11 protein-coding genes are annotated in these 12678 nt (G+C 54.7%); 7 read left to right on the plus strand and 4 right to left on the minus strand.

Annotated features, from left to right (window positions below):
• The first annotated feature begins 139 nt into the window (after nt 1–139).
• A complete protein-coding gene (locus tag J4772_RS11845; protein ID WP_209075362.1) occupies nt 140–1834 on the plus strand; it encodes a methyl-accepting chemotaxis protein in 1695 nt (564 codons plus the stop codon).
• A 161-nt stretch (nt 1835–1995) separates the two neighbouring features.
• On the opposite strand, the gene J4772_RS11850 is transcribed toward J4772_RS11845, so the two are convergent.
• The 3 genes from J4772_RS11850 to J4772_RS11860 form a co-directional block, all read right to left on the minus strand.
• Nucleotides 1996–2946 carry a substrate-binding domain-containing protein gene (locus J4772_RS11850; RefSeq protein WP_209075363.1) on the minus strand — a complete coding sequence of 317 codons (951 nt, stop codon included), beginning with the start codon at nt 2944–2946 and terminating at the stop codon, nt 1996–1998.
• 102 nt (nt 2947–3048) lie between these two features.
• Entirely contained in the window at nt 3049–3810 is a 762-nt protein-coding gene (locus J4772_RS11855; RefSeq protein WP_209075364.1) for an MBL fold metallo-hydrolase, read from the minus strand.
• Between the two features lie 228 nt (nt 3811–4038).
• The gene (locus J4772_RS11860) at nt 4039–4860 is read right to left on the minus strand and encodes a helix-turn-helix domain-containing protein (RefSeq protein ID WP_209075365.1); all 822 of its coding nucleotides are present in this window, start codon (nt 4858–4860) and stop codon (nt 4039–4041) included.
• A gap of 169 nt (nt 4861–5029) precedes the next feature.
• On the opposite strand from J4772_RS11860, the gene J4772_RS11865 reads away from it, so the two are divergent.
• From J4772_RS11865 to J4772_RS11885, 5 genes are all read left to right on the plus strand, one after another.
• Nucleotides 5030–5860 (plus strand): phytanoyl-CoA dioxygenase family protein, encoded by an 831-nt coding sequence (locus J4772_RS11865; RefSeq protein ID WP_116061039.1) that lies wholly within the window; start codon nt 5030–5032, stop codon nt 5858–5860.
• Nucleotides 5861–5996: 136 nt separating this feature from the next.
• Nucleotides 5997–6698 (plus strand): response regulator transcription factor, encoded by a 702-nt coding sequence (locus J4772_RS11870; protein WP_181917662.1) that lies wholly within the window; start codon nt 5997–5999, stop codon nt 6696–6698.
• Nucleotides 6692–8314: a sensor histidine kinase gene (locus J4772_RS11875; protein WP_209075366.1), complete on the plus strand. Its 1623-nt coding sequence runs from the start codon at nt 6692–6694 to the stop codon at nt 8312–8314. The genes J4772_RS11870 and J4772_RS11875 overlap by 7 nt, the downstream gene beginning before the upstream one ends.
• A gap of 101 nt (nt 8315–8415) precedes the next feature.
• Nucleotides 8416–9549 (plus strand): TolB family protein, encoded by a 1134-nt coding sequence (locus J4772_RS11880; protein WP_209075367.1) that lies wholly within the window; start codon nt 8416–8418, stop codon nt 9547–9549.
• A gap of 110 nt (nt 9550–9659) precedes the next feature.
• Complete coding sequence (locus tag J4772_RS11885; protein ID WP_209075368.1) at nt 9660–10922, plus strand: FAD-binding protein; 1263 nt, start codon at nt 9660–9662, stop codon at nt 10920–10922.
• A gap of 223 nt (nt 10923–11145) precedes the next feature.
• Here J4772_RS11885 and J4772_RS11890 read toward each other — a convergent pair whose 3' ends face one another.
• Nucleotides 11146–12084: an aldo/keto reductase family protein gene (locus tag J4772_RS11890; RefSeq protein WP_209075369.1), complete on the minus strand. Its 939-nt coding sequence runs from the start codon at nt 12082–12084 to the stop codon at nt 11146–11148.
• A 148-nt stretch (nt 12085–12232) separates the two neighbouring features.
• On the opposite strand from J4772_RS11890, the gene J4772_RS11895 reads away from it, so the two are divergent.
• Nucleotides 12233–12577: a winged helix-turn-helix transcriptional regulator gene (locus J4772_RS11895; RefSeq protein WP_116061045.1), complete on the plus strand. Its 345-nt coding sequence runs from the start codon at nt 12233–12235 to the stop codon at nt 12575–12577.
• Nucleotides 12578–12678 lie beyond the last annotated feature (101 nt).

The raw sequence follows: 12678 nt of genomic DNA on the forward strand, positions 1-12678 counted from the left end.
AGGCGGCTGGAAAAATTTAATTGCCGCCTCTATCCCTCATTTTTACAATTTAAGGATTATTTCTAATAGTGTTTTGAGATTCTCCCTTCTATGATATCAATATGCAAAGCATAGGATATTTGTCGCGGGGGGAACTTTGATGAGATCGGTCAGAACAAAGCTGTTGGGATCATTCGCAATCGTATTGGGATTCGTGTTTGCGTTTGGTTGGGCAGGGCTGTCGCAAATTAAGCAAGTAAGCAACTATACGGACGAGGTCACCGATCAATGGCTGTTCGGGACGGAAGCCATCCTGCAGACGAACTTGAAGATTGAGCGCTTCCTCAGCAATTACTATCAGATACAGACCATAAAAGACGACGCGGAGCAATCGAAGCAGCTCGCCGATGCGAGAGCATTGCTCGTAACCGCGATTGAGGAAGATATCCAAAAATACGAGAGTACGATATCGGGAGAGCAGGACCAAGTTCATTACCAGGCGCTGGTTCAGGCGTGGAACCAGTTTCAGAGCGATCTGGCCAAGACGGCCGACCCCAGCGCTACCCAAGAAGAAGCCGCTGCAGCAATGGACACCGTATCCAAGTCCTTCGACTTATTAAAGACCCAAATCCAAAATCTTGTCGAGTTTAACCATGAAGGGGCCGTCAACAGCAAGAATGAAAGCGAATCGGTGTATGAAGCAACGTCCAGCGTTCTGTTCTTTCTGGGCATCGGCATTCTGATCGTCGTAGGCGTGCTCGCATGGCTGCTGATTGTCAACCTGACACGGCCGCTCAAAGCGACAACTGCGGTGATGAATAGAATCGCCGCCGGAGATCTTCGGGTCGACTTGCTTCGAAACAATCGTCGGGACGAGTTCGGCGTCATGATGGAGTCGGTAAATAAAACGCTGCTTGCGCTGAGGGACTCAACTCGGCGGATGCAGGAAGCCTCGACTTCGGTGGCGACGGCGTCAGTGCAGCTCAATGCAAGCTCCGAGCAAAATTCGGAAGCGGCCCGGCACGTATCGGAATCGATCAGCCAGGTAGCCGCCGACTCGGAGAAGCAAGCGAATACGGCTGCGGAGAGCGGACGGGTGATCGATGAAATGGCGGATGGCGTTCAAAGAATCGCGGAGACGACTGGAGAAGTGTCAGAGCTGTCTCAGCAGGCGGCGCAGCAAGCGAACAACGGCTCCGCCAAAATTCTCGAAGTGTCCGAACGTATTCAACGTTTGTCCGAAACAGTCGAGCAGGCCGGCGCAACGATCAAGCAGCTAGAAGAGCAATCGGCGAGGATCGGCAATATTTCCGGTTTGATCGGTGAGATCGCATACCGTACCAATCTGCTTGCGCTGAACGCGGGGATCGAAGCGGCCAGAGCGGGAGAGCACGGCAAGGGCTTTGCTGTTGTGGCGGGCGAGGTGCGTAAGCTCGCATCGCAGAGCGACGAATCCTCCAAGGGCATTATGGAGCTGATCGCCGAGATTCAGAAGGACACGCTCTTAGCCGCGGAGGCGATGAGGTTGAGCTTGCAGGAAGTGCAGGAGGGCGTCCTTGCCGTAGAGCATGCCGAGCAGGCGTTCCAAGAGATCGTCGTTTCGACGGGAGAGGTATCCACCCGAATTCAAGAAGCCGCTGCCGCTGCGGAACAGCTCGCCGCCAGCTCGGAAGAAGTTGCTGCCTCGATTTCCAGCATGGGACATACCGCCCGGCAGACGGCCGGCATGTCCCAGCAAGTGGCGGCTACGACGGAGGAGCAACTCGCATCGAGCGAAGAGATGACGCGTTCCTCGCAGACGCTGTCGGACATCGCCAATGATTTGCAGCAATTGGTACGGAAGTTTACGGTTTAGAGCGATAGAGTACGAAGAGGCTGTCTTAATAGTAGGTAAGCTCACTTAAGGCACAGCTCACTTGACCAGATCAGCGCGAAAATGAAGAAATGGCGACTGTAGGGATTTCATCCCTGAGTCGCCATTTCTTCATTTCGTCCCGCTAACACTTTAATACGCATTCACGTTTCCAGCAAAATGGTGCCGGTCGCCGACAGATCGTAGCCTTGAATCGCACGGAGCTCGTTTAAGTAAGCTTCGGACTTTAAGATGTCCAAAACCGCTTCGATCCAGCGAGTGTTGTCGGGAGATTTTCTCATTACGAGATCGTAACGCTCGCGAATCAGCGGTATAAAAGCGACGCTGCCTACGATAGCCGCCGCTTTTTCGATGCCGATGCCGACGTCCGCTTCACCCAGTCCAACTTTACCTGCTACGGCCAGATGATTGGATTCGATCGTGTTGTATCCGAGCAAGGAAGAAGGGGCGATCCGATGCAGGCGCAGCTGTTCGTCCAGCAGCACTCTAGCGCCCGAGCCGATCTCGCGGTTGACGAGGCGCAGGCCGGGCTTTTCTAGATCCTGCCAGCCTTTAAGGCCGAACGGATTGCCTTGCCGCACGTAAAACCCGGCTTGCCTGGCAAGCAGGTTAACGACAATGTAAGAGGACCCCACCAGAATTTTACGGATATACGGCAAATTATATTCTCCCGTATCCCCGTCAAGCAGATGAGTGCTGACCAGATCGGCCTGTCCCTGATACAGCGAGATCAAGCTGTCGAGCGATCCGGCGAAGGAACGCAAGGCTCGAAAACCGGCGGCCTGTTTCTCGATATGTTTCGATAAAATATCGAGGCTCATATCTTGCCCCGTAATAACAAGAGGACGGACGCCCGCGAGCTCTTTCGTCGCAGAACGAATGTGGGGAGGCTCGTCGGTCGAAGCGGCAGAGAGCCCGACGCCCCCCTTGGACTGTCGCTTGTAGGCTTCCAGATCCGTTGCGTCCACTCGCATCTGTTTGCCTACCCGATAGGCAGGGAGCTTGCCTTTTTTGATCAGGTCGTAGACGGTTAGCTTTGATATTTTCAACAATTGGGCGATTTCTTCGGTCGTATAGGATTGATCGCTCGGCATTTTCCGCGCAGGCCTCCCGTAAGGGCATGATTCACTTATTGTAACATACGGGAGCACAGCACGGTCTTCGGTTCTTGTACAAGGTAGGGGACCGGCTCGCCGTTAATTCCCCTCCGATTGCGCGAGCTTCAGCAGATTCTGCCGTACGTTTCCTTGGTACAGACCGCCGTGATAGCAGACGACCGTCGTAATTTCATAGTCGAGCAGCTTGGTCAACGAATGTCTCGCGAGCTCCGGATCAAGCGTTGTAACCGGGTCCGGTTCGCATAGCTCGCCCGCATCGTTTACCGTTAAAGCGTCGGCTGCAATTAGCGTTTTGCTGGCGCGGTGATACAGACTGAGATGTCCCGGCGTATGACCGGGGGTTGCGATGACAACGATGCCGCCGCAGATGGGCAGCTCTTGACCGTCCTCAAGAGTTTCATGAACGGGAGAGCTTGGCGGGTGCTCGAGCGAATGCCGAAACGCCTGTTTCCACTGGTCGGATACGTTCGCTGGAAGAGAGTTGACGGCTTGCTCAATCGCTTCGGGCGTTATTCTAAGCAGACGAAGGTTACCTTCAATGTAGGGTTTCTCGAACGGGCTGGACATGACCGCGATCTTACCCTCGGAACGTCGGACAAGAACGGGCAGCGAGCCGATATGATCGATGTCTTGGTGAGAGAGGATGATCCGACTTAGGCCGGAAGAGGGAAGGGCGTATTTCTCAAGCTCGGCGCCGATTAAATCGGCTTGGCCGGGATACCCCGTGTCGACGAGAACGGCCACATGTTCGTCCCATAGCAGAACGGGATAAATCGTGTTTGGCTTGCCCATAATGACGGCGGTTAGTTCAATTACAGCGATTCCTGGCGATAAAAGCATCGGTTGACTCCTCCTCGTTATCGCTCCGCATTCGCCTTTGCCGTGAACCGGCTTGCGAATGGCGGGTACTCGTAAAGATAACAGAGGAAAAGAGTCATGTAAATAGTATAAATAAATATCATAACACAATAATAATTATTTGTCAAGGTATAAAATCCATAGAAACAAAATGTAGCGGTCGAAACGCGTCGAAGCCTGATCCTCACCGGATGAACGGCGCTTTTTCGCTCAGTGCAAGCTTTTACGGCGATAAATAAGGGGCGATACGCCGGAGTGGCGCTTAAACGTTCGAGAGAAATGAAATTCGTCGTAAAAACCGAGTGCATTCGCAATTTCCTTGACCGACATACTTGTCGTTTCGAGTGAAACCTTTGCAGAAGCCAGCTTAAGCTCCAACATATAGCGATGAGGAGATTTGCCGGTCATTTCGCGAAATCGCTGAAAAAAAGCGGTGCGCGACAACCCGGATCCCAGGACGATCTCGTCGATTCGCAGCGTCATGCCGATGTTGCGGTGCATCAGGTGAAGCGCTTCGTCCAGCTCCGGATAACGGGTGCCATGGCCTCCGTACCGTTCCTGCGCGAGAAGCAGCATGATTTCCTGAAGGCGAAGATGCGCGCTGTAGCGGAAACCGGCAGGCTGGACGATTAACCCGTCAATCAAGCTTTCGCACAGACGGACGATCTCGGGCATTTTCCCCGTTATCATCGTCTCGCCGAGCGGCAGCTCCAAATGGCGGGCCATTCCGCTGTCGCGAAAGTCGATAAAGTAAAACCTCCAATCATCGTTCTCGCAGCGATAGGAGCATGGAATGTCAGGCTCAACAATGACGACGGTGCCGGCGGCAAGCTCGACCGCGCCCGAAGGAAGCTCAATTCGGCCCTGTCCCGCGAACGTCACGAACATGCCCGAATCCGGAAAACCGCGCGGATGGCGAGGTTGATAGGCGTCGTTAGCCTGGACTTTCCAGATCGAGCGAAATCGGCATTCCGGGAGCTCTTCCCTATCTTCCAATGCGTAGGGGATATCCATGTATGGTTTATGGTTCATGCGACGATCCGCTCCCTTTGATGTTCGATTATACATGTTAATTCGAATTATTGGTGTTTTATTTTATTTGTCTTGTATGATTATACATGTAATAAACACGGCGATCCATGGCTGGCGAACGCTCGGCCCCCTACAATGGAAGCATCAACCTTGAAGGAGTGCTGGATCTATGATGGTGAAAGTCGGCAATCGCGAGCTGGAATTGGGAGGAGAACATTTAACGTCATTAAGAAGCTCGAACGAGCTGTTGGGGGATATCGAGGCGCTGCGAGGACGGTTGGCGGAAGACGGCTATTTGCTGTTGAGGGATTTTCATGATCGGGATCAGGTGATGAAGGCGAGAAAGCGCATTTTGGAGAAAATGGATCGGATGGGCAAGCTTGATCGGGACACGCTGCTGGAGGAGGGTTACATGGCGGACGGCAGCAAAACGATTTTTATGGGGGGAACGAACGAGGATTTGCCGGAGCTGCTTGAAGTGCTGAATGGCGAACGCATCATGCGCTTTTTCGACGAGCTGCTCGGAGAGCAATCGCTGACCTATCATTACAAATGGTTGCGAGCGGTCGGCAAGGGGGATTTCACAGGTGCGCATTACGACATCGTTTATATGGGCAGAGGAACGCACAATTTGTACACCGTCTGGTCGCCGCTAGGCGATATCGATTATGCGATGGGCGGTCTGGCGATCTGTCTCGATTCCCATAACTTCGAGGAACTAAAGCGATCGTACGGCATGAAGGATTCGGATCGAGACGCTATCGGCCTCGGCCACTATACGGACGACCCGCTGCTTGTAACGGAGAAATTCGGCGGCAAGTGGGCGACTACGGAATATGGTGCCGGCGACGTCTTGATCTTCGGTATGTTCCTGATGCACTGCTCGCTCGAAAATACGACCAACCAATACCGTCTTAGCGTCGATACCCGATATCAGTCGGCAAGCGAGAAAGTCGACGAGCGCTGGATCGGAAAAAAGCCCCGAGGACATTTCAAGTAACAGTCGTACGAGTGGAGATATAGACCGTCCTTCGTTTCGGAGGAATAGAAGGCATTCGACTAATACGAGAAGGTTCATAAGTTGGCAATATTTATTTGCTATACTTGACCCATTAACGAATAAAGGAGCTTTGTCGTTGACGGGTGCAATCAAGGTGCTGGCAATTGAAGACGAGGAGTCGATTCGCGATATTCTCGTCTATTCGCTGCGGCGGGAAGGATTTCACGTCAAAGCCGCCGCGACGGGTGAGGAAGGCATGGAGCTGCTTGAGCGCTTCGCGCCAGACGTCCTTCTGCTGGACGTCAACTTGCCCGACGCGGACGGCTTTGATCTGTGTAAAAGGGTTTCTTCGAACATGCGGATTCCGATTCTTCTGCTGACGGCCCGCCATGATCTGGTAGATAAGGTGCTTGGCCTGGAGTTGGGTGCGGACGACTATATGACCAAACCGTTCGAAATTCGCGAGGTGATCGCCCGCATCAAAGCTGTGCTGAGAAGAAGGGATATTGAGCGGAACGGGGCCGCGCGGCCGCTTGGCCTTATCTCGCTGTCGGACAGGCTGGAGTTGGATCGCTCAGGTCACGCGGTATTCAGGGACGGGCAGCCGGTCAAGCTCAAGCCGAAGGAATACGAGCTGCTGCTGCTGTTCCGCGATCACCCTAACCGGGTGTTTTCCAGGGAAGAGATATTGGATCACGTCTGGGAAATGGACTACGACGGGGATTTGCGCACAATCGACGTTCACGTTCAGCGAATCCGCAAAAAGCTGGAGGAGTCTCTCATCGAGACCGTGTTTGGCGTCGGCTATAAGTGGCGGGGGAGGAGCCGGTCATGCTGACGAGGAAGCTGCGGCCTATGCTGTCCGGCGAACTGCTTCGTATGTGGCGGGATAAGCTGTCTCGCAAGCTGCCCCGCAGGTCGCGCCATAAGCCGCTTCGCAAGCTGCGCGAAGGCCGCAGCCTTCTACGGCGCAAATTTCTGCTCGGCTTCGCATTGCTGTTCTCGGTGGCGGCTTTCGGCTTTTACGGTTATATGTCCCATCTGCTAAAGCAGCATACGCAAGCGGCAATCCTCGATGAGATGAAGCGGCTGCAATTGTTCGTCTATGATCATATCGAGTATTATTTGGCGCTGAACGACGTTCGACCAAAGACGGCATCCGGGTATCCGGAGGAGCTTATTCGCGGGCTCAGTCTGAACGGCAGCGTTCGGACGGCTTATTATGATGCGAACGGGACGTTCCGGGCGGAAAGCGTGCCGATGGACGGCGGGTATGTGCTAGTGCAAACGAAACCGTCCCCGGTGCTGCTGCGATCGGGAGAGGCCGATCTGGCCGCCGCCGCACGCAACCAGTCCATCGTGAGCATCCATCATGATCGCGAATCGAGCATGGCTGTGCTCACGCTTCCGCTGTATGCGTTGGACGAGACGGCCGGGTTTCTGCGCTTGACTGCGGATTACACCGGGACGTTCCGCAGAGATGCGGTCGTGCTGCAAGGCTTAATCGGTTTCTCGCTTGTGCTGTGGGCGCTGCTGGTCGCACTCGCCTGGTCTTTCGCGCGCCGGTTAACCCGTCCGCTGTCGGAATTGGCCATCGCAATGCGGCAGTTCGGGGAAGGACAGGTCAGTTCGCTGCGCATCGCTTCCTCGAACAATGAAATCGCGGTGCTGACGAACAGCTTCGAGGAGATGAGAGCGAAGCTGGAGGAGCAGATGGAGGCGCTTGTGTCGGAGAGGAATAAGGTTGTTGCGCTAGAGAGCAACCGCCGGGATTTCTTTCGAAACGTTACACATGAATTAAAAACGCCGCTAACGACGATCTCCGGCTACGCGCAAATCTTGCAAGCGCCCGATTTCGACGATGCGGAATTTCGGCAGAACGCTGCGAGCCGCATTCATCGGGAATCCGGACGGCTGCACCGGATGATGCTGGACATTATCGAGCATTCCAGACGGGAGTTCGATGCGGACAGTCGCCGCAACGACGTTGTTCTGCTGGAAGATTCGTTCGGCGATGCGGCGGAAGACCTGCAGTTGAAGGCGCAGCGGCGAGGTCAGCGCATTCGCTGCCGGATGGAGCCGCTGACCGTCAGTGGAGACTCCGACGAGCTTCGCAAAGTATGGGACAACCTGCTGGACAATGCGATCAAATACGGCAAAACGGGCAGCGTAGTTGAAGTCGGGCTGTTTTCCGATGGAACCGAGGCTGTTCTGACGCTCGTTAACGAGATCGACCCAAGCCACCGCTTCGAAGCGGACATGGCGTTCGAGCCGTTCTATCGCAGCGGTTCGGCAAGCTCCAAGGAGCAGGGAAGCGTCGGACTTGGGCTGGCGATCTGCAAACGCATTGTCGAACTGCATCGCGGCTCCATCTTGCTTAGTCTGCAACCTTCCGCCGTCTTATTGGAGGTGCGGCTGCCTCTGCGGACACAAATCGGCAATAACTCCGCCTAATTTGTCCATATCTGCGCGGTAGATTGAAGATGCGGCTGGCAGCGGACGGATGTTCGCCTCACGCCAATCGCCGCAGAGGATGCCAGAAGGGATGGATAAAAATGACTAAGGGTTACAAACCACAAGGCGTGCGCGGACGCCGCATTGGCCGATGGATGGGAGCGGCTGCAGCTCTGGCGCTAGTTCTCTCGGGATGCACTGCACAGGCGACGGGGAATACAGGGGAGAGCAGCTTTGTTCTGAGCAGCGACGTCAAAGCGGAGCTTCAGGCGAAGAAGCTTCCCTTGATTCAGGGAGAGCAGATCGCGATGAAGGAACAGGTGCGGTTCGCGGACTTGCTGAACGTTCGCGAGGGCATTGTGCTGTACAACCGTGAGGACGGCGTATACAGAACAAGCTTGGCGAGCTTGGAGCAGGCCGAGAAGCTGACCGACGCGCGCGCCGAGGAGGTATCGGCAAACGGGCGAAGAGCGCTGCACAATCAGGACGGGCGACAGTACGTCAGCGATCTGGAGAGCGGGATGGAGTACGCGCTGGACGACGTGGAAGCGAACTCCCATTGGGTTTTCGCGGACGCGGCGGGCGAATATGTCATCGGCGGCGTTCCCGGAATGATCGGTCTGATCCATGTGACAACCGGACAAGCGAAATGGTTGAATGTGAAGGAGCGTCTCTATAAAGGGGAAAACGGATACAGCTATGGAAATCCTCGTTATTATGCTGGCGACATCTATGTGGACGGTTCATTTGATGACGAGGAAAACGCGATTTACAAATACTCGCCGGAAGAGAACAAGGTGGAGCTCTTCTTGGATTTTCCCGGAGGCAAGAAACGCGATTCGATCAATCAATATCGCTTTTTGCCTGACGGCAAGCTGCTGTTCGACGGAACCTATGACAGGCAGAACGGATTGTTTGTTTACGATCCTCAGACCAAGGCGGTCACGGCGCTTGTATACGGCACAATCGTAGACAATCTCTCCGTTGGCGTCTCCTACAGTCTCGCTCCCGACGGGAAAAAGCTGCTGTTTCATACCAGGGATGAAAACAACCATCACTTGTATCAAGCCGAGCTGGACGGGACGCAATTGACGAACAGCCGCTACATTTTGCGAGATGAGCTATACGCCTCTGTATCGAGCCTTGCGTACTGGAACGAGGATTCGGACTCCTATTATTTGAAGTACGTCCCTCCCGGCGGAACGGTCGAAAGTATCGTCTCTTACAAATTCTAAAGGGATAGCCCCCTATTGCGAGGAGCCGACACTTGATATACTAATGTTGGCGGCAGTGCCTCCCTGTATGGCGGGGAGAGCGTCCTAAGTCGGATAGGGAGCGTGAAAGCATGGCCAATGAACGGAACTGGGCCGGAAATTACACTTATGGCGCTTCGGAGCTCTATGTTCCCGACAACGTCGAACAAATCCAGGAGTTGGTCGCCCGCAGCGACAATGTCAAGGTGATCGGCACGCGTCATTCGTTTAACGGCATTGCCGATACCGAAGGCAGTCATCTGTCGCTTGCAAAGCTGAATCGGATCGTCGGTCTGGACCGGGAAAATAGTACGGTTACAGTCGAAGCGGGCATTCGTTACGGCGAGTTGTGCAGCTATTTGCACGATAACGGCTATGCGCTGCACAATCTGGCCTCGCTGCCGCATATTAGCGTGGCGGGCGCCTGTGCGACGGCGACTCACGGCTCGGGGGACGGCAATGCCAGTCTCTCGGCGGCAGTGAGAGAGATGGAGCTTGTCGCCGCGAACGGGGAGACGGTTAACCTGAGGCGCGGTGATCCGGACGGCAGCTTCGAGGGCGCGGTCGTCGGGCTTGGCGGCTTGGGGGTAGTGACGAAGCTGACGCTGGACCTCGTTCCCGCCTTCGAGGTCAGCCAGGTCGTCTACGAAAATCTGCCTCTAGCGAAGTTGGAGCCGCATGTCGATGCGATCTACGCCTCCGGGTACAGCGTCAGTCTGTTCACCAACTGGCAGGATGCGGCGATCAATCAAGTTTGGGTGAAGCGCAAGCTGATGGACGGCGCGGCGGCGGTTTCGATCGAACCCGAGCTGTACGGCGCGAAGCTGGCGACGAGTCCGCTTCATCCGGTGCCCGGACATCCGGCTCACAATTGCAGCGAGCAGATGGGCGTTCCGGGACCGTGGCACGAGCGGCTGGCGCATTTCAAAATGGAATTTACGCCAAGCGCGGGGGAGGAGCTGCAAAGCGAGTACTTCGTCCCGCGCGAGCAAGTATACGAGGCGATAGCCGCGTTGGCGGACTTGAGGAAGCGGATTGCTCCGCTGCTCTTCGTGTCCGAGGTTCGTACGATCGCGGCGGACGAGCTGTGGATGAGTCCGTGCTATATGCAGCGCTCGGCGGGCATTCATTTTACGTGGAAGCGGGATTGGGAGGCGGTGCGTCAGGTGCTGCCGCTGATCGAAAGCAAGCTTGAGCCGTTTAAGGCTCGTCCACACTGGGCCAAGCTGTTCACGATGGAGCCGTCTCAGGTGCAGGCTCACTATCGCATGCTGCCTCAATTTCGGGAACTGCTTGCGCGTTTCGACCCTGAGGGCAAATTCCGCAACGCCTTCCTAAATCGATACATTTGGTAAGGGCTGAATGCAAAGACGCAAGCTTGAAGGGGGCTGCCCCCGACAAACTTGCGTCTTTTTTCTACAGCTGACCAATTCGCATACATGAACTCGAAGGAAGAATGAAACACCACTCGAATAGACCTCTCCTGCTGCCCGGTATGCCAATACGCAGCGAACCGTTACCCGAGAAGACCAATGTATGCCGATTGGTCAGTCGTAGTTTTTTTTGCTTTGCAACCGTCTATTTCAAAATTTCTTCGATGCGGCTCAGAACGTCATCGCTAAGCTCGATGCCGGACGCTTTAGCGTTCTCCGTCACCTGCTCCGGACGGCTGGCGCCGACGAGCGCGCTCGCCACGTTGTTCAGCCGCAAAATCCAAGCAAGAGCGAGATTGCCCACGGAAACGTCCAGCTCCTTCGCAATGCCTTCCAACTGCTTAACCTTGGCGATTTTCTCCTCTGTAATGCCTTTGCGCACCCAATCGAGCTTCGCGGCGCGGCTGTCCTGAGGGATGTCCGATGCGGACGTGTACTTGCCGGTCAGCAAGCCTTGAGCAAGCGGGGAGAAGACGACTTGGCCGATGCCGGAGCGCTCGCTGAGCGGAACGACTTCCTTCTCGATGTAGCGCTCGAACATGTTGTACACCGGCTGGTTGACGACGATGCGATCGAGCAGGTAACGGTCGGCTACGCCGAGCGCTTCCGCGATCTGGGAAGCTTGCCATTCGCTGACGCCAACGTATAGCACTTTGCCCTGACGAACGAGATCGTCAATCGCGCGCAGCGTTTCGTACAGCGGTGTCTCCGGATCGTGGCGGTGGCAATAGAAAATGTCCACGTAGTCGTGACCCAGACGCTTCAAGCTGGCGTTAGCCTGCTCGACGACATGTTTGCGGGACAAGCCGCGATCGTTCGGACCTTCGCCCATCGGCCAGAAAGCTTTGGTCGCCAGCACGTACGATTCGCGCGGATACTCCTTCAGCGCTTTTCCTACCAGTTCTTCCGCCGCGCCTCTTTCGTATACGTTGGCCGTATCGAAGAAGTTGATGCCAAGATCGTATGCTGTCTTGATCGATTGCACCGCATTTTCCCGTTCCACGTAACCGCCATATGTAAGCCAGCTTCCCAAGCTGATTTCGCTGACTTTAAGTCCGCTGCCGCCTAATCTGCGATATTTCATTTTAACAGCCTCCTTGGATTGTTGTTGTCACCTTCTCATTCTATAAAAGTTCGTATACAATTTGAAGAAGTGAAATCTTTTTCACTTAATTATATCCAGATTAGCAACTATACTTGAGTATAGTTACAGGCATAGGGGGACCTCATTTATGAATACGGTTAAAAAGGCAAGCAGCTATATTCCGAAAAACCCGGTACATATCGAGTGCAATATCGAAAAAACGCTGGACGTGCTCGGCGGAAAGTGGGCGTTTCTCGTCATCCGCGAGCTGTTCTGCGGCACTCTGCGCTTTGGAGAGCTGCAGCGTAAAATTCCTACCGTCAGCCCTCGCGCCTTGACCAGTACGCTGCGTCACCTGGAGGAAAAGGGCGTGCTCGAAAGAATCGTATATCCGACCGTCCCGGTAACGGTGGAATATACGCTTACTCCGAAAGGGCAAGATCTGCATGTTATTTGCCACGAAATGAAGCTGTGGGCAGCCCGGTGGACTTAAGCGGAGAAAACGGGTTGCTCGAAGTTTTGCGATACGTCCTGCCCCTCGAGTTGAGGCATGGCATGGCGGATGACAATACTCGAAAATAATCGGGGGAATGA

Source organism: Cohnella sp. LGH (assembly GCF_017671885.1).
GTDB lineage: Bacteria > Bacillota > Bacilli > Paenibacillales > Paenibacillaceae > Cohnella > Cohnella phaseoli.